Annotated in this window: 16 protein-coding genes and 1 pseudogene; 7 read left to right on the forward strand and 10 right to left on the reverse strand. The window is 53.6% G+C overall.

The genetic code is table 11. From position 1 onward, the window contains the following. Positions 1 to 173 precede the first annotated feature (173 nt). Positions 174 to 848: a RadC family protein gene (gene radC, locus LX59_RS10990; RefSeq protein WP_144571916.1), complete on the reverse strand. Its 675-nt coding sequence runs from the start codon at positions 846 to 848 to the stop codon at positions 174 to 176. A gap of 503 nt (positions 849 to 1,351) precedes the next feature. On the opposite strand from radC, the gene coaBC reads away from it, so the two are divergent. From coaBC to argB, 4 genes and pseudogenes are all read left to right on the forward strand, one after another. Beyond that, positions 1,352 to 2,566, forward strand: a complete 1,215-nt coding sequence (gene coaBC, locus LX59_RS10995; protein ID WP_144571917.1) for a bifunctional phosphopantothenoylcysteine decarboxylase/phosphopantothenate--cysteine ligase CoaBC — start codon at positions 1,352 to 1,354, stop codon at positions 2,564 to 2,566. A gap of 13 nt (positions 2,567 to 2,579) precedes the next feature. Further along, entirely contained in the window at positions 2,580 to 3,035 is a 456-nt protein-coding gene (gene dut / locus LX59_RS11000) for a dUTP diphosphatase (protein ID WP_144571918.1), read from the forward strand. Between the two features lie 73 nt (positions 3,036 to 3,108). Continuing rightward, positions 3,109 to 4,497: pseudogene (locus LX59_RS11005) on the forward strand (phosphomannomutase/phosphoglucomutase); the annotation flags it as partial. Positions 4,498 to 4,512: 15 nt separating this feature from the next. Then, positions 4,513 to 5,412, forward strand: coding sequence for an acetylglutamate kinase (gene argB, locus LX59_RS11010; RefSeq protein WP_144571920.1), 900 nt, complete (start codon positions 4,513 to 4,515; stop codon positions 5,410 to 5,412). Positions 5,413 to 5,453: 41 nt separating this feature from the next. Here the strand turns inward: argB and LX59_RS11015 are convergent, their stop codons facing one another. The 7 genes from LX59_RS11015 to LX59_RS11045 all read right to left on the reverse strand — a co-directional run bounded on the left by LX59_RS11015 (position 5,454) and on the right by LX59_RS11045 (position 15,369). Next, positions 5,454 to 7,364, reverse strand: a complete 1,911-nt coding sequence (locus LX59_RS11015; RefSeq protein WP_144571921.1) for an ATP-binding cassette domain-containing protein — start codon at positions 7,362 to 7,364, stop codon at positions 5,454 to 5,456. A gap of 145 nt (positions 7,365 to 7,509) precedes the next feature. Beyond that, a complete protein-coding gene (locus tag LX59_RS11020; protein WP_144571922.1) occupies positions 7,510 to 8,442 on the reverse strand; it encodes a ketoacyl-ACP synthase III in 933 nt (310 codons plus the stop codon). A gap of 265 nt (positions 8,443 to 8,707) precedes the next feature. After that, positions 8,708 to 10,129, reverse strand: a complete 1,422-nt coding sequence (gene hldE, locus LX59_RS11025) for a bifunctional D-glycero-beta-D-manno-heptose-7-phosphate kinase/D-glycero-beta-D-manno-heptose 1-phosphate adenylyltransferase HldE (RefSeq protein ID WP_144571923.1) — start codon at positions 10,127 to 10,129, stop codon at positions 8,708 to 8,710. 68 nt (positions 10,130 to 10,197) lie between these two features. Further along, positions 10,198 to 11,610 carry a PIG-L deacetylase family protein gene (locus LX59_RS11030; protein WP_144571924.1) on the reverse strand — a complete coding sequence of 471 codons (1,413 nt, stop codon included), beginning with the start codon at positions 11,608 to 11,610 and terminating at the stop codon, positions 10,198 to 10,200. Positions 11,611 to 11,612: 2 nt separating this feature from the next. Further along, positions 11,613 to 12,512 carry a GNAT family N-acetyltransferase gene (locus LX59_RS11035; RefSeq protein WP_144571925.1) on the reverse strand — a complete coding sequence of 300 codons (900 nt, stop codon included), beginning with the start codon at positions 12,510 to 12,512 and terminating at the stop codon, positions 11,613 to 11,615. After that, complete coding sequence (gene msbA / locus LX59_RS11040; protein WP_144571926.1) at positions 12,512 to 14,293, reverse strand: lipid A export permease/ATP-binding protein MsbA; 1,782 nt, start codon at positions 14,291 to 14,293, stop codon at positions 12,512 to 12,514. The genes LX59_RS11035 and msbA overlap by 1 nt, the downstream gene beginning before the upstream one ends. Positions 14,294 to 14,406: 113 nt before the next feature. Then, positions 14,407 to 15,369, reverse strand: coding sequence for a glycosyltransferase family 8 protein (locus LX59_RS11045; RefSeq protein WP_144571927.1), 963 nt, complete (start codon positions 15,367 to 15,369; stop codon positions 14,407 to 14,409). Between the two features lie 127 nt (positions 15,370 to 15,496). On the opposite strand from LX59_RS11045, the gene LX59_RS11050 reads away from it, so the two are divergent. The 3 genes from LX59_RS11050 (at position 15,497) to rep (ending at position 19,029) form a co-directional block, all read left to right on the forward strand. Continuing rightward, positions 15,497 to 16,114, forward strand: coding sequence for a lipopolysaccharide kinase InaA family protein (locus tag LX59_RS11050; RefSeq protein ID WP_144571928.1), 618 nt, complete (start codon positions 15,497 to 15,499; stop codon positions 16,112 to 16,114). Positions 16,115 to 16,225: 111 nt separating this feature from the next. After that, positions 16,226 to 16,945 (forward strand): ribonuclease PH, encoded by a 720-nt coding sequence (rph, locus tag LX59_RS11055; RefSeq protein ID WP_144571929.1) that lies wholly within the window; start codon positions 16,226 to 16,228, stop codon positions 16,943 to 16,945. Between the two features lie 71 nt (positions 16,946 to 17,016). Next, positions 17,017 to 19,029, forward strand: a complete 2,013-nt coding sequence (gene rep / locus LX59_RS11060) for a DNA helicase Rep (RefSeq protein WP_144571930.1) — start codon at positions 17,017 to 17,019, stop codon at positions 19,027 to 19,029. A gap of 7 nt (positions 19,030 to 19,036) precedes the next feature. Here rep and LX59_RS11065 read toward each other — a convergent pair whose 3' ends face one another. Beyond that, positions 19,037 to 22,642 (reverse strand): translocation/assembly module TamB domain-containing protein, encoded by a 3,606-nt coding sequence (locus LX59_RS11065; protein ID WP_144571931.1) that lies wholly within the window; start codon positions 22,640 to 22,642, stop codon positions 19,037 to 19,039. Next, positions 22,642 to 24,372 carry an autotransporter assembly complex protein TamA gene (locus LX59_RS11070; RefSeq protein ID WP_144571932.1) on the reverse strand — a complete coding sequence of 577 codons (1,731 nt, stop codon included), beginning with the start codon at positions 24,370 to 24,372 and terminating at the stop codon, positions 22,642 to 22,644. Before LX59_RS11070 ends, LX59_RS11065 begins: the two co-directional genes overlap by 1 nt. Positions 24,373 to 24,428 lie beyond the last annotated feature (56 nt).

Consider the following 24,428-nt stretch of genomic DNA (forward strand, 5'->3'; position numbering starts at 1 on the left):
ACCAGTAAAGAAATATTTTCTGCAACTAGCCGATGATAGTAGAGTCTTAATGGGGTTCTGAATCAGGGTATTCGCAGCTAGAGGCTTATAAATACCTTTTATACAGAACTCTTATTTTGATGGCGGATATCTTCTCTGAATACTCCCTTTGGGCGGATTAAGCCTTTGGAGGATCAGACTAGGCCCCGCTCAGCCATTGATAGAGGCTCGCCCTCTCCCACAATAAAGTGATCCAAAATTCGGATATCAAACAGGGCAAAAGCCTGCTTAAGCTGCTGAGTGAGTTGGCAGTCGGCTGGGCTAGGCTCACATAAGCCCGAGGGATGATTGTGGGCCAAGATAACAGCGCCTGCTTTGTGGGCTAGGGCTCGTTCGACGGTGGGGCGAATGTAAACTTGGGCGCTGTCGATAGTGCCGCGAAATAAGACTTCAAAGGCCAGTACGCGATGCTTGGTATCTAAAAACAAACACGCAAATAACTCATGGGGTTCGTGACGCAGTTGGGCTTTTAAGTAGTCCCGTACTGCTTGAGAGCTTTCCAGAGCTGAGTCACGGCGCAGGGTTTCAGCAAGATGGCGGCGGGCCATTTCCAAAACGGCCTGTAGTTGGGCGTATTTTGCCGGCCCTAGTCCTAAATGCTGGCTAAAGCGCGTTAGGTCAGCCTCAAAGAGTGCGCGTAAACTGCCAAATTCATTGAGTAAATAACGGGCTAAGTCCACAGCACTTAAACCAGATACACCGGTGCGTAGAAAAATAGCCAGTAACTCGGCATCGGAAAGCCGTGCTGCGCCCTGTGCTAAGAGCTTTTCCCGGGGGCGCTCGGCTTCTGGCCAATCTCGGATACTCATAAACGCGCTTGCCTTCCTATGCTTATTAATCCATGTATCGAGCTGCTCTTTCCGAGCGCTCTTATTTACCTCGCTGATTATGGAGGATGTGCCGTGTTTTTACCAAGATGTGGCAAGGCTCTGTGTTCGAGTTTAAGACCAGCACGCTGCGCTTTCGGCAGATAGATGGCTTGCCCTTGAGCCTTGTCAGGCACTGTCTGAGCAAACTTAGTTTGCAAAGCATGCGTGAGTCGAGAGTGGTCGGTTTCCACCTGTATTCGACAAGATTGGATGTAGGTTGGGCCACGCTAAAAACCATGTTGGCATACCCATGCGATGGTGCAGGCATTGTTTTTAAGTGAGACTAATGAGGTGTAGATCACCCAAAACTCGAATTGTGGCGATTTTCCGAGTTTGGGTGGCGCTGATCCTAAAGTCACCCTGTGCTATCTTAAGTTGGCCTACGCAGGCATCAGGTTTTGTGGGTAAGTAACGGCTCTCTAGGATAAAAGGCCCTCTCATCTATGCAGTGTTTGTATCGAAAACGCATTCTTTTAGGGATTGGTGGGGGAATTGCTGCTTACAAAACGGCTGAGTTAGTACGGCGCCTGCGCGATCAGGGCGCAGAGGTGCGCGTAGTGATGACGCATGCCGCCCAAGAATTTATTACCCCCCTGACCTTACAAGCGCTGTCGGGCCATCCGGTACATACCAGTTTATTAGACCCAGCGGCTGAGGCAGCGATGGGGCATATCGAATTAGCTCGCTGGGCGGATTTAGTCTTAATCGCACCGGCCACCGCCGACTTGCTGGCGCGTATCGCCCAAGGTATGGCAGATGATTTGCTGACCACGCTGGTGTTAGCCACCAAGGCCAGCGTAGCGGTGGCTCCTGCAATGAACCAAGCGATGTGGGCGAATCCGGCGACTCAATCCAATGTGCAGGTTTTACAGCAACGGGGTCTGCATTTCTTTGGCCCTGCTTCCGGTCAGCAAGCCTGTGGTGATGTGGGGCCGGGACGGATGCTAGAGCCCGATGCTCTAGTATCAGCCGCTGCGGGTTGTTTTCAAACCGGATTACTCAGTGGTCGTCACATATTGATTACCGCAGGGCCGACCCAAGAGGCCATTGACCCTGTGCGCTACATCAGCAATCACAGCTCCGGCAAAATGGGCTTTGCCCTAGCTGAGGCAGCGGCTGAGGTAGGAGCGCGCGTCACGCTGGTCTGTGGCCCTGTCCATTTACCCACTCCAGATCGAGTAACCCGAGTTGATGTGCTCAGCGCTTGCGACATGCTAGCCGCTTGCGAAGCCGCCATGCCCTGTGACCTGCTGATTGCTGCCGCTGCCGTAGCCGACTATCGACCCGAAGCCATTGCCCCGCATAAGCTGAAAAAGAACCCCGGAACTGAAGACGGGCTAGTACTACAACTGGTACGCAACCCGGATATTTTAGCTACCCTATCGGCGCGACCCGATCGCCCGTTTTGCGTGGGTTTTGCCGCTGAAACCCAAAACCTAATCGCCTACGCCACTCGCAAGCTATTGGACAAAAACCTCGACCTCATTGTGGCTAACGATGTAGCTGACCCCAGCATTGGTTTTAATAGCGAAGACAACTCGGTCACAGTGATTGATCCTCAGCAGCACAGCACCCGCTTTAGTCAAGCCAGTAAAGGATTGATTGCTCGCCAATTGATTGCTTTTATTGCGGCGCGCTATCACCATTTGCACATATAGAGCTTCATTATTTATGCACAGCTTGCAAGCTAAAATTCTTGATCCACGCCTTGGTCGCGACTTCCCCTTACCGGCTTATGCCACAGAGGGTTCTGCTGGATTGGATCTGCGCGCCATGCTGCACGCCGATGCCGTGTTGGAGCCGGGGCAAACCTTGTTAATCCCTACCGGCTTGGCTATCCATATTGCTGATCCTGGTTTAGCGGCTTTGGTACTGCCCCGTTCCGGCTTGGGCCATAAGCACGGCATTGTATTGGGGAACCTTGTGGGTCTAATCGACTCCGATTATCAAGGTGAGCTGATGGTGTCCTGTTGGAATCGTGGGCAAGACAGTTTCACCATTAAGGTCGGCGAGCGTATTGCCCAACTGATGCTGGTGCCCGTAGTTCAGGCCCGTTTTGAGTTAGTTGATAACTTTAGTGACTCTGAGCGTGGTACCGGTGGTTTTGGTCATTCTGGTCGTCACTAAACACCCTAAATTTGAGTAAATAACCATAATAGCCGCCCGTCTAGGTGCGGCCCTAGGAGCCTAATTCGCAATGAGCGCCACAGCCCCCAAACTTCCTGCCAGTATTTTCCGCGCTTACGATATTCGGGGCGTGGTGGGCGATACCCTAACCCCTGAAACCGCCTATTGGGTAGGCCGTGCCGTCGGCTCTGAAAGTCTGGCCAAAGGTGAACCCCATGTGTGCGTAGGTCGCGACGGGCGTTTGTCTGGCCCTGAGCTGGTCAAACACCTGATTCAAGGTTTGGTGGATTGCGGCTGCACCGTACACGACGTGGGCATGGTTCCTACGCCGGTGCTCTATTTTGCGGCTAATGTGCTGCAAGGTAAGTCCGGTGTGATGCTCACCGGTAGCCATAACCCACCCAACTACAACGGCTTTAAAATCGTGGTGGCGGGCGATACCCTGGCCAACGAGCAAATCCAGTCTTTACGTCTGCGGATCGAAAATAACGATCTGGCCAGCGGCCAAGGCCGTGTAGAGCAGCATGAACTGCTGGGTCGCTATGTAGAGCGTATCCAAAGCGACCTCAAGATTGAGCGCCCGCTGAAGGTGGTGGTGGACTGTGGTAACGGCGTAGCCGGTGTCATTGCACCACAACTGATTGAATCTCTGGGTTGCACAGTAATCCCGCTGTTCTGCGAAGTGGACGGCAACTTCCCCAACCACCATCCCGATCCCGGCCACTTGGAAAACCTGCAAGATCTGATTGCGGCAGTAGAAGCGCATCAAGCCGATTTAGGCTTGGCTTTTGACGGCGATGGCGACCGCGTGGGTGTAGTGACCAATAAAGGCCAAGTGATTTTCCCCGACCGCCTGTTGATGGCCTACGCCAAGGATGTGGTGTCGCGCAATCCCGGCGCGGAAGTCATCTTTGACGTGAAATGCACCCGCCGCCTGATTCCGCTAATCAAAGACTACGGCGGTCGTCCCTTAATGTGGAAAACCGGCCACTCCTTGATCAAGAAAAAAATGAAGGAATCCGGCGCGCTGTTGGCCGGTGAAATGAGCGGTCACGTATTCTTCAAAGAGCGCTGGTACGGTTTTGATGATGGTTTGTACAGTGCGGTGCGTCTGTTGGAAATCCTGAGTAAAGATCCGCGTACCGCTGAAGAAGTGTTCAGCGACTTCCCCACCGATCTGTCCACCCCAGAAATCAACATCAAGGTGACGGAAGAGAGCAAATTCAGCATCATTGACGCGCTGCAACGTACCGCCCAATGGGGTGCGGATGCCAATTTGACTACCTTGGATGGCGTGCGTGTGGATTACCCCAACGGTTGGGGATTGGTGCGTGCCTCCAACACTACGCCGGTACTGGTGCTGCGTTTTGAAGGCCAGACTCAGGAAGAAATCCGCCGTATTCAGGATGTTTTCCGTGCCCAAATTCTCAGTGTTGCCCCTGACCTTAACCTGCCGTTCTGATTTGCGGAGCCCAGCATGACCCTCAGCCACGACGCTGCCAGCCGCTTTGCCCAAGTTCTTTCTGAGGCACTGCCCTACATCAACCGCTTTGTCGGTAAAACTCTCGTCATCAAATACGGCGGCAACGCCATGGAGAGCGACGAGCTGAAAACCGGCTTTGCCCGCGACATCGTGCTGATGAAAGCGGTGGGTATTAACCCGGTGGTGGTTCATGGTGGCGGGCCGCAAATCGGCGACCTGCTCAAGCGCCTGAACATCGAAAGCCGCTTTGTGGATGGTATGCGCGTCACCGACGGTCAGACTATGGACGTGGTGGAAATGGTGCTCGGCGGTCAGGTGAACAAGGACATCGTGAACCTGATCAACCAGCACGGTGGCCAAGCCATTGGCCTGACGGGCAAAGATGCGCGCTTGATTCGTGCGCGTAAGCTGCAAGTCACCCGCCAAACGCCAGAAATGACCCAGCCTGAGATCATCGACATCGGTCAGGTGGGCGAAGTTGCTAGCGTCAATACTGAGTTGCTAGACATGCTGGTGCGCGGCAACTTTATCCCGGTGATTGCGCCCATCGGCGTGGGCCCGGACGGTGAGTCCTACAACATCAACGCCGATTTAGTAGCCGGTAAAGTGGCTGAAGCCATTAAAGCCGAAAAACTAATGCTGCTGACCAACATTGCTGGTTTGATGGATAAGGAAGGTAAAGTGCTGACCGGCCTGTCCACGGCGCAGGTGGATGCTCTGATTGCGGATGGCACCATCTACGGCGGTATGTTGCCCAAGATTCGCTGTGCTTTAGAAGCGGTACAGGGCGGCGTGACCAGCGCCCACATTATTGACGGTCGGGTGCCCAATGCGGTGCTGCTGGAAATCTTCACCGATACCGGCGTGGGTACCTTGATTACCAATAAAGCTTAACAGAGGGTGCTCAGAGGGCCGTAAGGATAGGCCCTCTGGGATCAATCTGCCTGCATTTGCTCCAACTGCTCCATGATTTCTAACCACGCCTCTTCTAACTCCGATTCCTGAGTTTTTAGTTGAGCTTGCTGGGCTAAAAGCTGTTTCAGTTCCTCTTTACGGCTGTTGTCGTACAGGCTGTTATCGGCCAGTTTTTGTTCTAACTCAGTGAGTTGGTTCTGTACTTTAGACAGATCCTTTTCCAGCTTATCGGCTTGTTTGCGGTAGGGAGCCAACTGTTGGCGTAGGGCGGCAGCGGCTTGGCGCTGGCCTTTTTTATCGGCTTTGTCGGCGGAGCTATCACTATTGTCTGAACGGATGGGTTGTTGCTGTTGAGCACGATATTCCACCAGCCAGCGGGCATAATCCTCTAAATCGCCATCAAAGTCCTGTATTCGACCTTCGGCAACCAGCAAGAAGGCATCAGTGGTGCTTTTGAGCAGATGCCGATCGTGGGAAACCACCAACACCGCGCCTTCAAAGTCTTGCAGGGCGAGGGTGAGGGCGAGGCGCATTTCCAGATCAAGGTGGTTGGTGGGTTCGTCCAACAGCAGCAGATTGGGCTTTTCCCAAGCGATGAGGGCAAGGGCGAGGCGCGCTTTTTCGCCACCGGAAAAATTACCGACCGGCTCATCACAGCGCTTACCGCGAAAATCAAAACCACCGAGGAAATCGCGCAGGCTTTGTTCGCGTTCACTGGGAGCTAAGCGTTGCAGGTGTAACAAGGGGCTGGCTTTAGGATCAAGGGCATCCAACTGATGTTGGGCAAAGTAGCCGATGGCGAGGTTTTCCCCGCGTGTTAAATGGCCGGCGATGGGCTGAAGTTCGTCGGCTAGGGTTTTAATCAGGGTAGATTTACCCGCTCCATTGGGCCCCAGTAAGCCGATGCGCGCTCCGGGTTGCAGTTGCAGTTTCACTTTACTCAGAATGACTTTATCGCCGTAGCCCAACTGAGCCTCACTGAGACTAAGCAAAGGGCTAGAGATTTTATCCGCTTCCCGAAAGCTGAAGTTAAACGGCGAATCCACATGGGCTGGGGCCAGCTCTTCCAGCCGTTCTAAGGCTTTAATGCGGCTCTGGGCTTGGCGGGCTTTGGTGGCCTTGGCTTTAAAACGGCGAACGAAGTCCTCCATATGGGCGCGCTGGGCTTGTTGCTTTTCATAGGCTTGCTGCTGCTGGGCTAATCGTTCGGCGCGGGTGCGCTCGAAGGCCGAATAGCCACCGCGATAGAGGCTTAGCTGGCACTGATCAAGGTGTACGATGTGATCGACGACGGCATCCAAAAAGTCGCGGTCGTGGGAAATCAATAGCAGGGTACCGGGATAGCTGGTGAGCCAGCTTTCCAACCACAAAATAGCGTCTAAATCCAAGTGGTTGGTGGGTTCGTCCAACAGCAGCAAATCCGAAGGGCACATTAAAGCCTGCGCCAGATTCAGGCGCATCCGCCAACCGCCGGAAAAGTCTCCTACTGATTGTTCCATTTGGTTGCTGTTAAAGCCCAATCCAGCCAACAATTTACGGGCACGGGCATCCGCGGTGTAGCCTTCGGCCTGCTCTAACTCCAGATGCAGACGCGCAATTTGTTCACCGTTGGGGTGGGTTGCTTGCTCGGCCTGCGTCAGTGCGTGCTGGACTTGGCGTAGATGCAAGTCACCGTCCAGTACATAGTCCACTGCCCGCCGTTCTAACTGATCCACTTCCTGCTTCATGTGGGCGATGCGCCAATCGGCAGGCAGGTAGCAGTCTCCGCCATCGGCTCCTAGTTCACCCCGGAGTAGGGCAAATAAACTGGATTTTCCCGCGCCATTGGCGCCAATCAAACCGACCTTTTGCCCTGCGTGTAGGTTCAAGTCGGCGTTATCGAGTAGGCGCTGGGGGCCACGGTGCAAAATAAGATGTTGGAGTCGGATCATGGAGGGTAGAGGACGGCCTTGGGCCAGAAAATAGAGGAGGATGCTATTGTGGCAAAACGAGGGAAGAGGGGGAACAAGGTGCTGCAAGTACAGAACCCTAGCCTCTCCTGATCTAGGCTATAGATCAGGAGATAAGGGCGCAGGATCACGAAGGTTGGCGAAGCAGTACCGCGGAGCCCCAAGACAGACCAACACCAAAACCGCTGATGACAAGGTGTCGCCAGTTGGAGTCGAATGCATAGCGCTCCATCAACAACGGAATGGTGGACGACACGGTATTGCCAATGCCCAAGAGATCACGAATGACCTTATGTTCGTTGCCAGTGAGCTTTTTGGTCAGCAAATCCACGATGGCTGCGCTACCTTGGTGCAGTAAAATGGCATCCACTTCATCAAGGCTGAGATGGGCTAACTCCAAAACATCCTGCATCTGAGGCACTATGTTGGCGTTGGCAAAGTTAAGCACTTGGCGGCCATTCATATGGAAAAAGCCGTCTTTAACTATCAGGTGCTCGGCACCACCACCGTCTGTACCAAAACGAGCAGGGCCGAGTGTCCATACGGGGTCTTCGCCTAACCAAATGGCTGCGGCTGCATCACCAAATAGTAAGGAGGTGGAGTAGTCCGTGCGGTCCATGATTTTGGAGTAAGGGTCGGCTGTGACTAAGATGCCGTTCTTAAGGCCCGTGGCCTCCATAAAGCCTTTAAGCACATAGAGGCTGTACACAAAACCTGAGCAGCCTAAAGAAACATCAAAGCAGGCTACGTTGGTGGGTAGGCCAATTTTATGTTGAGCAATGGCGGAGGTATGGGGTAAAGCCTCGGCATCGCCGTTTTGCGTAACTACGACCAAAGCATCAATCGCATCCAGTTTCAGGGCTGGATTTTTAGCCAGTAGATTACGTACCGCAGCAGCCACTAAGTCTGAAGTTTCTTCCTGTTCATCCTTAAGTGAAAGCGTTTTGGTACCAATTTTGGCAAGGATAAAGTCCTCGTCTCGTTCAAAAGAGGCAGCCTGAGCGATGTTGTCGATCCGACCGGCCGGAATGTAGCTGGCGATACTTTTGATTCCAATCATTTTGTATTTCCAACAAGGTAAAGCCGCTTGTGCCAGCGGTTGCTGAACGCTATGCGGATTGGGCTTTTGTTTTTGATGAACCGATTTGTCGGTATTAAAACCAACAGATAATCTTTATAGGCATCAATGTGTTTAAAGTTTGCAGTTGTTGCTTTAAGTCCCTAGCCAACTGCCTGCTGAAAGTATCTGTCGGATACAGGCCGTGTGTGTAGTCGCTCTGAGTGTAACAACGGTGATCCCCATCCTTTCTCCTATCCCATCCGTATCACGGGTTTCTGATTTTGTTGACTATGGCCGTTGTGGAGCTGTTTTCTACCAGTCCCAATACACGGACATCACCGCCGTAGTTTTTAACCAGATCGGCTCCTACGACTTGATTGATGCCGTAATCCCCCCCTTTGACCAGTATCTCGGGTCTAATGTGTCCGAGTAACCGCTCAGGTGTATCTTCACTAAAGCACACAACCCAGTCCACTGCACCCAGTCCTGCGAGTACCGCCATTCGTCGATCTACCGTGTTTATGGGACGACCGGCTCCTTTAAGGCGGCTCACAGAGGCATCGTCATTGACAGCTACAATCAGGCGATCACCCAAGGCACGGGCTTGTTCCAAATAAGCCACATGCCCTGGGTGCAGGATATCAAAGCAGCCATTGGTGAACACGATACGCTCCCCTTGGCTACGGGCATCCTCAAGGGCACTGAGCAGATGTTCAAGGGTCATTACGCCGCGCTCACAACCTTGTTCGCGTTGGATGGCGCGGCGCAGTTCAGGGGCACTAATAGCGGCCGTGCCGAGCTTTCCCACCACAATGCCAGCGGCGAGGTTAGCTAAACCCACGGCACTAGGCAGCGCTTCCCCAGCAGCTAGAGCAGCCGCTAGGGTAGAGATCACCGTATCTCCAGCACCGGTGACATCAAAGACTTCCCGGGCACGGGCCGGTAGGTGGAGTGGGGGACACTCAGACCGCAGTAGGGTCATGCCTTGTTCGCCACGAGTGATCAGTAGCGCTTCAAGCTCCAAGTGCTGGATGAGTTCCAGTCCTTTATGTACTAATTCAGACTCATCGGTACAGGAGCCCACAACAGCCTCAAATTCCCCAAGGTTTGGAGTGATTAGGGTAGCCCCGCGATAGATATCGAAGTTTTTACCTTTGGGGTCGGCTAAGACGGGGATTCCCTGCTGGCGCGCTAGGGCAATCAGTTGCTGATGATTTTGTAAGCTACCTTTTCCATAATCAGAAAGCACTAAAACGCGAACCTGACCGATGAGCCGTTCCACTTCCGCAGCAAGGGCAGCGCCATCGGTATGGAAGGGCTGCTCAAAGTCCATTCGCAGCAGTTGCTGATGTCGGCTCAATACCCGCAGTTTGAGAATAGTCGGCTGATCGGCTAAGGCTTGGAAATGTACCTGTACCCCAGCGGCTTGCAAACGCTCGCGCAGTTGATCGGCGGCTTCGTCTTGACCGGTAACGCCAATTAAGCAGGCCGAAGCACCCAGCGCCGCAATGTTGAGGGCTACGTTAGCTGCTCCACCAGGACGATCTTCGATTTGCTCTACTTTAACCACCGGAACCGGGGCTTCAGGAGAAATGCGCGAGGTCGCGCCATGCCAGTAACGATCCAGCATAACATCGCCTACCACCAGAACGGGGGCTTGTTCAAAACGGGGCATGGACAGCTTCATGAAGGCTCCGCCAAGGATCGGATCGGTCGATCATAACACCAGTATTATGAGAGATGCCTGTAACCACTTCAAAGCTTGTGCGCCTGAGGTGGTGATAGGCTGCGCACCCAAAACACTTCGTGGCGACGCACGGCTTTACGGAAGAATTCATTCTCTCCCGTAATAGGCCAGCGTCGGCCTGTCAGTACGGCTTGAATCCAGCGTCGGACTTGGTGCTTTAAAGAAACTTTGCCCTGCAAGTCATGCTGCATGGCGAGGGCTTGGGCTTTGTCATGTCGGGTTTGAGGATCTAGCACAGGGCTCCAAAGCCCATCAGCGGGCAGTGGCTCAAGGCTTGGGGGCAGCGCTATGCCGCCATCGGCTGGGCCCATGGGCCAGCGGTCGTTATCGTGCAGGTGATTGGCGTACAGCAACAGCGTCCACGGAGGATATTCCAGAGACTCCATTGCTTGCAGCAATGCGTGGGTCGCCGCGATATGGTCGGTGTGGGGGTCAAGCTCTGGGTGAGGAGTGATGACAACCTGCGGGCGTAGTTGCTCCAAAATCGCTTTCAGGTCTGCCAGCAGATGATGGCCGGTGGGTTGGCCGGTATCTCCGGGGAGTCTGTAGGCGTTGTACCGACGTGCGAGGCTTGTATCCTGCGCTCCTGACTCCAAGGAACCAAAGACCTTATCCGGCTCGGCCAACATGGCAGGCAGGCGCAGGCAGTAATAGCCCAGTTGCAGGCAGCGCTGTTGCGGTACGCCACCCCACAGCGGTATAGCTAAACTGTCCCAAGTGCGTAGGCGGCCTTTGAGTTGGGCAGCCTGCGCAGTATCCAAGCCAAGCCTCTGATACTTTTTAGCCTCGATTTCGCCCTGAGTTAGGGTCAGGATATGCACGTCCTTAGCTCGACTATAGAGGCCAAAAGCAGCTAATTCGGCATCGTCTGCGTGAGGTGCAATAATCAGTAGGCGCTGTTGGGTGTAGTCAGGATTTTGGAAGGTATAGAGCGTTCCCGTATCAGCCAAACTGCAAAAGCGCCCGCTTAACTTCAGCCGTCCTTCGCGCAATGCTTGCTGCTGGCCAGATAGGTTGAGGTAGCGAACGCCCCGAGCGCCCCGCTCAAAATCCTGTCGATCCTCACCCAACCAAACTTGAGGATCACGCAGCCAACCCCAAAAGCTGCTATTTATTGACCAGCTTAGGATCAGGGTATCGGCGTTAGGCCAATCGCCTTCTACCTGTAATACCCCTTCAATACAGCGCACCTGAAACTGAGGTGTGCTTTCCGGGAAGCGGTACTGATAGTCAGACTTTGGACTGTAGAACAGATGATCTGCTAACCAAGCCTCATGAGCAATCCAACCCAACAGCAGCAACACAGGGGGCAGCCATAGACTCACGCCTGCCGACGCCAGTGTTAGGAGTGCAAACAGCCCCAGTCCCCAGCGTTTTTGCTGGCGGTGGCGTTTTAATAGGCATTGCTTGCGGTTGAGCATGACTACACCTGATACACGGGCTTACGGTGACACCACATATCCTTATATTCCCGATCCGCACGGCCAAAAGAGTAGCGTAATTCCTTACCTTTGCCCTTAGCATCGGCCCAAGCATCCTGCGTATTGACGAAGGTAAGCACACTGCCCGCCGCTAAAACCTGATGCTCAGGGTCTACGCCGCCGTTGATGTACTCCACTGACACCCAGCGCGGCGACTCGGCACGATACAGCACTTGGATGGCCAAGGGTTGCCCGTTGCTCAAGTACACCACCGAGCCGGTCATAAACTCATTCAGTAGACTAAATACCTCGGCGAGATGAGCTTTGGCTGGTACTTCAAAATTCCAGCGTTTTTGGAACAAATCGGCATAGATGCTGGCTCGATCTGTCGGTGATAGCTCGGTGATAGGGCCAAGATAGCCTCCTGCCTCTTTAATCAGACGCAAGTCGCGGCGCAGGTTATAGCGGTAGCGTCCGCTGTAGTCTTCGTGGGGGCGAGCGAGGGCTAGTTGTTCAGGCTGTGGTTTAAGACCTAGGATTTGCCCCTGATTGAGTTCGGAAACGTAGCGCAGGCTTTGGCGAATCGGTACGCAAGCGTCCGCTGCAATAGGCAGAATGACTTCAGCGTTGCCCAGATCGAATAGGCGTTTTTGGCCCGAGTGTTTGAGCATTTCTTTGGACAAAGCCAGATAGCGCCCCCAGCAGGGCATGGCCGCGACGAGCTGCTCATTCTGATACCAACCTAGATAACGCACTGGGATACCGGCTAAATCAGCCAGTCGCTCTACTACATCCGGGTGAGTGATCAGACTACCGCCGAACTCTTGCCAAGCCAGACGGTAATCCTTGGCCTCTATCACCGTCCAACCCTGTTCGCGCCAAGGGCGTAACCATCTCAGCATCAGCTATCTCCCTCGTGCTCGTCGCTATCCTTAAATTGCCGGGCGTGTAAACGGGCGTAGTAGCCGTTCAACTCTAAAAGCTCGTTGTGGGTGCCGCGCTCCACAATATGCCCTTGATCCATGACTAAAATCAGGTCGGCTTTCTCAATCGTACTCAAACGGTGGGCAATCACCAAGGTGGTACGGCCCTTCATCACCCGATCCAAGGCGGCTTGGATGTGGCGTTCCGATTCAGTATCCAGTGCCGAAGTAGCCTCGTCCAGAATCAGAACCGGCGCATCTTTGAGCAAGGCACGGGCAATAGCAAGGCGCTGGCGCTGTCCGCCGGACAGCATGACTCCGTTTTCCCCCACCAAAGTGTGGTAACGGTCGGGGAGCTGCTCGATAAATTCATCGGCATAAGCAGCCTGAGCAGCGCGGCGGATAGAGTCCATAGGCGCACCGGCTAAATCACCGTAAGCAATGTTATTGCTGATGCTGTCGTTGAACAGGGTGACGTGCTGAGTGACCAAGGCGATATGACGGCGCAGGTTGTGTAGCCGATAGTCCTCAATGGGGATGCCATCCAGCAGAATCGAGCCGTTATCGTGTTGGTAAAAGCGCGGTACTAGGTTGGCCAGCGTAGATTTACCACTGCCAGAGCGTCCTACCAGCGCTACCATCTGCCCCGGTTTCACGCTGAAGCTGATGTTGTGTAGGACTTGGCGATCAGTACCGGGATACACAAAGCTTAGGTTTTGCACCTCCAGCCGCCCGCTGACTTGGTCGCGCTCAAGGATGCCTTGGTCGCGCTCAGGCGGCTCGTCCAGTTGGGCGAAAATGCTGTCTGCGGCCGCCAAGCCTTTTTGGATAGTCGAGCTGACTTCAGACAGTTGTCGGATCGGCTTAGGTAGCAAGGCGGCGGCGGTAATATAGGCAATCAGCTCGCCGGGGGTGGCATCGCCGCGCAGGTTTAACACCATGTACATCAGCGCCGCCATGCCGGTGTAGATCACCAGTTGCAGGGTCGGAGTGTAGATGGCTTGGGTACGGGTCATGTTCATGCTGCGCTGCATGTTATCCATGCTGGCGTTGTAAAAGCGCTGACGCTCATAGGCTTCACCGCCGAAGCTGCGCACCACCCGATAGCCCTGAATGCTCTCCGAGGCAATGTGGGTGACATCCCCCATCGCATCTTGGATCTTTTTGCTTTGCTTGCGGAATTTGCGGCTGGCTGAGCGCACCATCAACCCAATCACCGGCAAAATGGCCAACATCACCAAGGTGAGTTTCCAATTGCTGATCATCAGATAACCAAACAGGAACACCACCGTTAGCCCTTCGCGGATCACCACCTTGATGGCATCGGTTGAGGCTCCCGTGACCATAGTGACGTTAAAGGTAATACGGGAAATCAAGTGCCCTGAGTTGTGGTTGTCGTAGTAGCGGTTGGGCAGCGTCAGAAGGTTGTCGAACAGGGCGCAGCGCAAATCGTGGACTACGCCCCGAGAAACCCAAGCCAGATAGTAGTTACCTAAAAAGGAACCCACGCCTTGATACGCGGCGATCAATACGATAAATACGGGTACACCATAGGCGAGTGGAATGCCGAGTACGCGGGACTCTTCAGGGTTTTGAAGCCCGTCTAAGAAGTACTTAAGCATCTCAGCCAACATAGGCTGACCCGAAGCGAAGAGTAAAAAACCGAAGATACTGACGGCAAAAGCCCACCAGTAAGGCCTGACGTACATCAACAGCCGCCAGTACACCTCAAAGCTAGAGGGCCGAGTAGAACGAGGCATGGGCGTTCTCATGTAACCTGTGAGGAAATAGTGGCGGATTGTAACAGCGAAAATACTTCAAGGATGGGCCTTAGCTGATTGAACGCAGGCCTTGGCCCAAGATATTGGGATGATTAGGCGGCTTTAGCTTTGAGTGCCCTAAAGCGTAAATACCAGCGCATCCCTTGTAGATAGCGGCGTTGACGGAATAACGTCCGGTACATAAAGCGGGTATAGACGTAGCGCTCCCGCTCGCTGAAATGATCGTCTAAATCTAAACCAGCCCAAGGCGACTGAGACTGATACTGCACAAATAAAGCGCGGGAAGCATGGGGGTTCCAACTGCGCCAAGGTTTTAGTGGGCCGATAAAGTGGATAAAGCGGGTATCAGCGGGAGCATCTAACTCCAATTGAGCTTTTCTCAGGCTGCGCGTTAGGGAACATTGATGATTCCAAACGCTGTCCAAAACCCGTACCTGTGCATCCAATACCAGGTTCAAAGCATCTTGATCGCGGTATTTAAGCTTGAGTGTCGGATTGAGCATTTTATCGAGGGTGCGTTCTGAAACACGCTGTTCGAGCCAGCGCGGAATGTTGATCAGCAACAGACCGGCGTTGAAATAATCGCGCAGGGTGCAGTGTTGGTAGGATAAACGGGTACGCATACTTAAGGCATTAAAGTCCCGCACGGCAGCAACCGTAACCTCACTTAAATCGAGCTGGGCTAGTTTGGAAATCTCCCCCAAGCACAGCATATCAGCGTCTAAATACAAGACACGGTCGGTGATGGGGGCCAAGGCTTGAGGAATGGATAAGCGCAGATGGATGGCTTGGGAATAGTGCCCGGAATGCTCAGGCTCGGTCAGTGCAGGCAAAGACGGTAGCGGGTGGATGTGAATGGTTTTTCCAGACTGCTGAGCCAAGTGTTGTAAACGATCTTGATGATCAGTCGATAACTCTATGCAAAAGACATGGAATATCATATCCAAGTCGGGGTTGTGAGCCAAAATCGAGGCAATATTGACTCCCATAGGTTGCACATAGTGCTCATCGACAGCAAAAGCGATGTGTAAGGGCTGTGCTGTGGTATGGGACATGGCGAAACGACTCTCCCAAGGCTAGTGATACCGCGAGGCGGCTGTTGTTAGTCGGTCTTTAATGTACGGATCAATCACTTGGGTGTGCCTGTTGAATAGGCAGATCCAAAGATTGTTGAGGATGCGGATGCGAAGTGTAACAGCGAACGAATTTCAGGGTTGGTTGGCACAGGGCGAGGTACTAGAGCAAGATAGCCACGGCGTTAAGGTGCTAAGACTGCCAGAGGCGGGCTATCTCAAGGTTTTTCGCAGTCGTCGATCGCGCTGGCTGGCTTGGTTATCTCCAGAGGCGCGACGTTTTGTCCGCAATGCTCAACGGCTGCACCGCTTGGGATTGCACACCCCTAAGGTCACAGACTGTTTTTGGTTGGATCGGGCACAGGTTGTTAGCGCTTGCTTGTATGAGCCATTGCAGGGCAAAACCCTAGAGCAGATGTATCGCACCGAGCCAGAACAGCTCAATGCGCTGATTCCCGATTTAGCGCGCTACATTTTAGCGCTACACCGCAAAGGCATTTATTTTCGCTCCCTGCATCTGGGTAATATTCTGCTGTTACCGGGGCCAAGGGTTGAATTTGGACTGATTGATTTTTTGGATATGCGCTTTCGGCTGTTTCCACTAGATCGCTGGCAGATTCGGCGTAACTTCGCCCATCTTCAGAGTTATCTACAGCGTCGGCGTTTGGAGCAGTTTCCCTTTGCCGCTTTGCAGGAAGCCTATCAGCAGTTGCGGCAACAATCTTGATCGCTTGCACAGCAGCCAGAAGCCCGCAAAGTTTATATACTCGGTTTCTGGCGCGCCCCATTCCCTATGTGCGCGCTGCTTGAGTTTCCCTTCAAAAATAAGGTTCTTGCCATGAAGCGTCCCAGCGAGCGTGCTGCCGAGCAATTACGCCCGATCCGTATTACCCGCCATTACACCAAACACGCTGAGGGTTCGGTGTTAGTGGAGTTTGGCGATACCAAAGTGATTTGCACCGTGAGCGTAGAAGCTGGAGTTCCCCGCTTTTTGAAAGGCCAAGGACAGGGCTGGTTGACGGCTGAATACGGCATGCTGCCGCGCTCTACCGGTACGCGCAACCCACGTGAAGCCAGCAAAGGCAAGCAAGGCGGGCGTACCTTAGAAATTCAACGTCTGATAGGGCGCTCCTTACGGGCGGCCTTGGATTTGAGCAAACTGGGTGAAAATACCCTGTACATCGACTGCGACGTAATCCAAGCCGATGGCGGAACCCGTACTGCATCCATCACCGGCGCCATGGTCGCTTTAGTAGATGCCTTGGCGGTGATGAAGCAACGCGGCGCGCTTAAACAAGATCCGATAAAACAAATGGTGGCAGCCGTCTCCGTGGGGATTTATCAGGGCGTTCCCGTATTGGATTTGGACTATCTGGAAGACTCCAGCGCTGAAACCGACCTCAATGTGGTGATGACCGATGCTGGAGGCTTTATTGAGGTTCAGGGTACCGCAGAAGGCGCACCCTTCCATCAGGATGAGTTTAACGCCATGTTGAGTCTAGCCCAGCAAGGCTTAAACCAGTTGTTTGAAGCTCAGCAGGCGGCTTTAAGCGCCTAATAGCGGTGGGGTGAGTTGTGGTTCTGTTCGCCCTGCTTTTTTAATCGAACGTGCGTGTTTTGAGCAGTGCCATGTCCCGACTCAACCCCAGACAGCAGGAAGCCGTACACTACATCAGCGGCCCTTTATTGGTGTTGGCCGGTGCGGGCTCTGGCAAAACCAGCGTCATCACTCGCAAGATTGCCTATCTGATTCAGCACTGCGGTATCCGTGCCCAGAATATCGTCGCTGTAACCTTTACCAATAAAGCGGCGCGGGAAATGCGCGAGCGGGTGGCTACCTTGGTTAAGGGGGTGGAGGCTAAGGGATTGACCGTCTCCACCTTCCACAATCTAGGGTTGACCATCATCCGCAAAGAGCATGCGCGCTTGGGTTACAAAGCGGGCTTTTCCATTTTTGACGAAGGTGATGTCAAGGCACTGGTGTCGGATATTCTGCACAAGGAATACGCCGGAGATGACAGTGTTGAGGCGATCATCCAGCAGATCGGCCAATGGAAAAACGACCTGATTCTGCCCGAAGAAGCATTGCAACAAATCCGTACTCCGCAAGAGCGCACGGCAGCAGCAGTCTACCTTCAATACCAGCGCACCCTCAAAGCCTACAACGCGGTGGATTTTGACGACCTGATTTTGCAGCCAGTAAAACTGTTTCAAACCCATCCTGATGTGTTGGAAAAGTGGCAACAGCGGGTGCGCTATTTATTGGTGGACGAATATCAGGACACCAACGCCAGCCAATATTTGCTGGTCAAATTGCTGGTGCAAGGGCGGGCGCACTTTACTGTAGTGGGTGATGACGACCAGTCCATCTATGCATGGCGCGGGGCAAGGCCGGAAAATCTGATCCAACTGCAACAGGACTTTCCTTCCCTCAAGGTGGTCAAGCTGGAGCAAAATTACCGCTCCACCAGCCGCATTCTCCAATGTGCTAACCAGCTTATTGCCAATAATCCCCATGTATTTGAAAAGCAACTCTGGAGCGACATGGGCCACGGCGATCCGATTCGGGTGATCCGCTGCCGTAACGAGGAGGCCGAATGTGAGCGCATTGCGCTGGAAATCCTCACCCAACACTTGCGCACCGGACGGCCTTATAACGAAGTAGCCATCCTCTATCGTGGCAACCATCAGGCCAAGCTGTTGGAGTTGAAACTGCAACACCATCAAATTCCCTATCGACTGTCGGGCGGCACCAGCTTTTTTGCCCGCCAAGAGGTTAAGGATTTGATGTCCTACTTCCGCCTACTGGTTAATCCTGACGATGACAACGCTTTTTTGCGCATCATTAACGTGCCGAGGCGGGAAATTGGCTCCAGTACGCTGGAAAAACTCAGCCAGTATGCACAGACTCGGCAGATTTCCCTGTATGCGGCCTGCGGTGAGCTGGGCTTATCGACTCATCTGGACAGCCGTTTTATCGAGCGCCTGCAACGCTTCCGGCATTTAATGGAGCGGGTGCGTTATCAGTGTGCGCAAGACGATCCCATCGAAGCCCTACGCGATATGGTGCTGGATATCGACTATGAAAACTGGGTGACACAAAACAGTTCCAGCGAAAAAGCCGCCGCCTTTCGTATGAGCAACGTCTGGTTTCTGATTGAGGCGTTAAAGAACACCTTGGAAAAGGACGAAGAAGGCGGCATGACCATTGAGCAGGCCATCGCCAAGTTGGTACTGCGGGATATGTTGGAGCGCCAACAGGAAGAACAGGACGGCGCGGAGGGGGTGCAACTCATGACCCTGCATGCGTCCAAGGGCTTGGAGTTTCCCAGTGTCTACATCATGGGTATGGAGGAAGAGATTCTGCCCCACCGTTCCAGCATCGAAACCGATTGCGTGGAGGAGGAGCGACGCTTGGCCTATGTGGGTATCACCCGTGCCCGTCACCAACTAACGCTCACCTTTGCCGCCAAACGTAAGCAGTACGGTGAGGTATTTGATTGCAGTCACAGCCGTTTTATCGACGAGTTGCCCCAAGAGCACCTGCAATGGGAAGGTCAGGAGGAAGCCCCCGCTGAAGTAAAAAGCGCACGCGGTAATGAGGCTTTAGCAGGGATTCGGGCGTTGTTGAATCGAAGTTGAATCCGATCTAAAAATCTTTGCGATAAAACACATCCAAGGAGCTAGACAGCCCACTGGCCGCTTCCAAAAACAACTGTTTAGTCAATTGGTAACGTAGCGCTAACGTGGTTCCTTGCTCAAACACCCCTACGCCATAGCGCACTGATAAGCGATCGTTCAAACGCCCACTGGCCACCACGTTGGTGCTGGTGCCTGAGCCTTCGGTGTCTAGCTGGAAGTCTTGGATGCCCAGTTTCTCGGCGATATCTCCCGTCAAAGCGGCGGTACCTGAAACCCCCAGCGATACTGCGGCCCGAGCTAATATATTGCTGTCTCCGGTATCAGCTCCTTGGGCGTGTCCCATCACTAGATAGGACAGGGCTTGGGATTGGTTCATGCTGGGTTCACTGAAGATTTCTACTCTGGGCTGACGGGTGCTGCCACTGATGCGCAGTCCTGCGGTTACATCATCGGCTTCAATGCGACGCACGGCTTCAATATCCAAGAAAGGCTCCGCCAGCGGGCCGGTAAACAGGATTCGAGCCCGGCGGATGCTTAGGTTTTGACCATAGGCTTTGTAGCGGCCATCCTTGAGTTGCAGTTCGCCACGGGTGTCTAGGTTATCCCCAATTTGCATGTGGCCCGCTAGATTGGCTTGCAGCCCAAAGCCGCTGAAGCTGACGCGCTCTTGTCCCACTTCAACCAGAATATCCATGTTCATCTTAGGGGCTGGGGAGGTTGCTGCCGGTTCTTGGCCCACAATCACCGCATCTGAAGAGACGCTGACGGTGGAGGGCGGTAGTTCGCGTACCTGAATTTTGCCCTTGGGAATCCGCACATTGCCTTTAACGCTGAGTAGATTATCCAGCAAGCTGATGCGTAAGTTGGAAGAGGCGGAAAGCTGGGCATAGGGTGCGACGGTGATGGGTAATTGTTGCGCATCCAGTAGCAGTTCTACTTCAGGTTGTGGTGCCCACGCGACGCGGCCTTTGAGGGAGCCTTTACCCTCACGTCCACTGCGCCAGCCGCCGTTGATCTGCATCTGATCCCCGGCAATATCGGCTTGGATGCGGATTTGCTCCAAGGTGGTAGGCAATTGACTGCCGCTGACTTTACCCTCACTGAGCACCAGTTGGCCGCTGATGTTGGGTTTGTCTAGGGTACCTGTAATGCGGCCACTGCCATTGAGTTGGCCTTCTAACTGATCTATTTGTGGAATAAAGGCCTTAGCCACCCCTAAGTTAAGTTTTTGCAGGCTGAAGGAGCCCACAATGGGTTTGCTGGTTTTACGCGGATCAATCTGAGCCTGTAGATTTAACTGACCTAGGGGGCCGGCCTGAATATCGGCCAGTATTTCAGCCTGTCGTGGGGTGAGTCGGCCTTCGAGGTGGATGGATTGATAGGCGATGTCATGCCAGATTTTTCCCTCACGCCAGCGCAGGCGACCTTCATTAGCATCCACCTGAATTTGACCGGTGGGGCCAGAGGTGGGGAGATCCAGATTCACTTTGGCGTTCAGTCGTCCTTGCCAAGCCAGATTATCGGGCATCCAGCGAGCCAAAGTATCCAGCGGGAAGTTTTGCAACTGGTAGCGCACCTGAGTATTGGGGGTAAGACGCTGATTATCGGCGCATAAACTAGCGTCTTTGAACCGCCAGCAATGGGCTCCAAGGGTTAAGCGTTGGGCTACATAGTCGATTTTGGCCGCTTGGTTGAGTGTCCAGTCTTGGCCATAACCTTTGATCTGAGCGCTGCTGAGTTGACCGCGCCAGTCGCTGCCTTTAAGCCCTCCCGATAAGGCCAAGGCGACCTTGGCCAAAGGGCCATCCAGTTTCAGGGAAACTTGGTGGCGCTCCAAACTGCCGGAGCCGTTGAGGTTGAGCTGACCTACATCCGTGCCCCCAGCATTGATGCCCTTGGCACTGAGGTCGATGGAGCCCCGCTGCTGGGCCGCGACCTCCGCTTTAAGATCCAGTTGGCGCAGGCGTTGGCCTTGGTAGGCAATGCCTTGGGCTTTCAGGTTGAGCTTGCCCTGAGGATCATTCAGGGTTCCTGCTAAATTCAGTTGCCCCTGCGCCTGACCTTGTAACCCAGGCCAGAGTTGGGCTAGACGATTGAGGCTCAGGTTTAGCTGAGCACTGAGGCGTTCAGCATACTGGCCTTGCCCTTGGATACGGTTATCCCCAAGGCGCAGGTCTAGCTGATCCACCATCCAGCGATTGTTCTGCCCCTGAGCATTAAGCTGGAGACTGGTAGGCGCATTACGCAAGCGGCCATTTAAAGCTAACTGGGCTTTGCCTTGCAGTTGATCTTGCTTCAGTTCGCCCTGCGTATTCAGCGTACCGCCTAAAGTACCCGGTAATTCTGCCACCCAGTACGAGGGGTTTAAGGCGGATAACTCTAGCTGGGCCAGCCAAGCGATTTTTTCCGCCCAGCCCAGTTTAATCGCTCCTTTGATGCGCCCCTGTCCAGCCACCAGCTCTAACTGGGGCAGGCTGACTTCGGTCAAAGAGCCTTGTACCGGAGTCTTGAGGCTAAAAGGCCCGGCGGGGCCTTGTAGGTCGGCACTAATCTGGCCTTGGTAGCTTTGGTTGCGATCCTGATAGCCCAGTTTGGCATTTAGGCGTTTTAAGCTGACCGGAGGGGTATCAGCGGGATACAGGTTTTGCCACGGGAAATCCTGCCAAGTTAATTCAGTGTTGGCAGTAAGAGCCTCTGACCAGTTAGCCCCTCCGGTAATGCGCAGATAGCGATTGTTGTCAGCGTTGAGGGCTAATTGTTTGAGCGCCACACTCTCCTGTTTGAGTAAGGCTTCTAAGAGGAGTTGCACACTTTGCCCCGTTCCTAAACGCCCCGATCCATTGAGCTGATAACCCTGTTGTCCATCACCTGCGGCGGTCAGTGTTAAGCCGTACAGCGTTAAGCTATCAGGCAGGCTAGGATCGGCTTTAAAGGGTTGGGTATTTAGATTCAAGCTCAGGGGTAGATCAGGATCTAAGGGCACTACATGGCCGGATAGCTGGGCGTTGAGGTAGCCTTGAGTCCTTAGGTTGATGCGTATTTGGTGCTGTAAAGTACCCTCCAGTTCCGTCTGTACGCTTAATCCAGAACCCTCGGGAAAAGGGAGTTCAACACTTGCTTTAAGCTGTATCGGCCAGCCTGGTGTGGTATGCCCTTGGCCGGATAGTTGAATATGGCGGGCTAGCGTGTCTTCATCCATGATGACTTGGCCAAGCTGGATTTCACCAATGTGTAACCCCAAAGGCATGGGTAATTCAGGCAGCACTAAAGGCCCAGACTCAGGGCTGTCTGTTTCACTAGGAGCCAGCTTAAGCTGTAGCTGCTCGGCGCTGATACGTTCTAAACAGAGGCTTAAATACAGCAGACAACTGGGTTGCCAAGCAAAATGCACCTGCTCCAAACGCACCTGATTTTGAGGGTCAGTCCAGAGGATTCGGCGCGCGTGCCATTGATAACCCAATTGGCCGCTAAACTCCTCAACTGCTAAGCCCGGAATTTGCTCCAGCAACCAGCGGCTGCCGCTTTGGGTTCCTAACAATCCACCTAGCGCAACACAAAGCAGCAGTAATAAGCTGAAGATAAACCTCAGTAAGCCTTTAAACAGTTTTAACATCACAATTCCGGCCCCATGGAAAAGTGGAAGCGGACACCACCATCACCGTCTAAAGGATTGGCAAGGTCTACGCGAATCGGGCCTACGGGGGACACCCAACGCAGGCCAAAACCAACGCTGGTGTTAAGAGAGGGCTCCTTGGGGGTATTAAAAGCATTACCCTGATCCACAAAGGCTGCGATGCGCCATTTATCAGCAATACTGTACTGATACTCAGCACTGGCGGCTACCAGATAGCGACCACCCACATAGTCACCGTCTGAGTTAGTGGGGGAGAGCTTTTGATAGTCATAGCCGCGCACGCTTTGGTCACCACCGGCAAAAAAGCGCTGGGAGGGTGGGACATTGTGGTAGTCGTCCGTAAGGTTCGCTCCTACCTGCACTCGTCCTAAGAAGCGATGTCGATCCCAGACTGTGGTCAGACCTTTAAATAAGAATTCACCGTGCAGTAAATCCATATCCGATAAAAAGCCATCTTTAGCAGCCGTTAGCTTGAACTCCAAGCGGTAGCCGTGGCTAGGATCAATGGGGTGATTGCTCTTCTTATAATTGAGGGCAATTCCCGGCATAAATAAGGTGCTTTCGCCGGAGTCATTGCCCAATCGGTACTCTTCTTGTTGCCATTTTAGGGACAATACGCGCTGCCAGCCGCTTTCAAACTGTTGGTGCCATTCTGGGCCTAGGGTTAAGAGACTACTGCGGCTGTCGGTACCGGCAATTTCTTCGTATTGATAGCCCCCCGCATAGCGCAGTTTGCTGGTGAGCGGTGGGGCGCGTGGCACTTCATACCAGAAGCCCACATTTTGCCGAGGAGCGGACAGCTCCGCCTCCGCTCCATAGCGGTGGCCTTCGGGGTTACTCCAATAACGCGACCAATCAAAACGTAAACGCGGCCCCACGTCGGTGGAGAAGCCAAGACCTAAACCAAGGCTGCGTGGCTTGCGAGCACTGAGTAAAACCTTAACTGGAATCTGCTGTTGGCTGTCGGCTTGATCTGGATCGGTATCGACGCGCACGCTGCTGAAATAGTTGCTAGATTGTAGAGCTTGGTTGAGCGCCACAATCTGTTCTGAGTCGTAGGGAGCCCCGGTTTGGAAGGGCACAAGGCGTTGTAGTAAACGGGTGGAAACGGGAGGATTACCTTCAAAACTGACGGCACCCAAGCGATAACGGGGGCCGCTGTTGTAAATCAAAAATACATCGGCGGCTTCGGCTTCGGGATCAATCAAGAGTTGCTGGCGGGTAAAATGCCCCTTGAAAAAGCCTAGCTGTGAGGCCCGGGTTAAAATGTGCTGCTTAACCTCCTCATACTGAGCATGATTGAGGATTTTGCCTGACTTAAGATCCTCCCCCAGACCTTGGAAATCCTTAAGCTGGGCGGCTTCCCCCTCAACCCGTACCTGAACCTGTCGCAAACGTACAGGCGGCCCAGTTTGGATATTGAGGACTAGGCGTGGTGGTTGGCCTTCTTGGGCATCGACTTCAATCTGGCTTTTGTAATAGCCCAGAGCCTGTAGCGCTTGTTCTGCTTGGGCACGGGCAATCCGCGCATAACGCTGTAACTGCTCAACGTCCTGATCGCCCAAGGTTCCGATATGGTTTACGACATTTTGCCGAACATCCCGGTTCGTTGGACTGAGATGGACTTCCAGTTCCGCTGCGTCAACGCCAGTACAGACAAACGCCAAAACGCCTGCCCAGGTAAGATCGCGCCAATTGCTCTTTCTCATTGGGAAGATACTAGCAGGTTCTGATCTTAATTTTGCATGCAATAGGGTTTAATCCG

It is taken from the genome of Azomonas agilis, assembly GCF_007830255.1.
Lineage (GTDB): Bacteria > Pseudomonadota > Gammaproteobacteria > Pseudomonadales > Pseudomonadaceae > Azomonas > Azomonas agilis.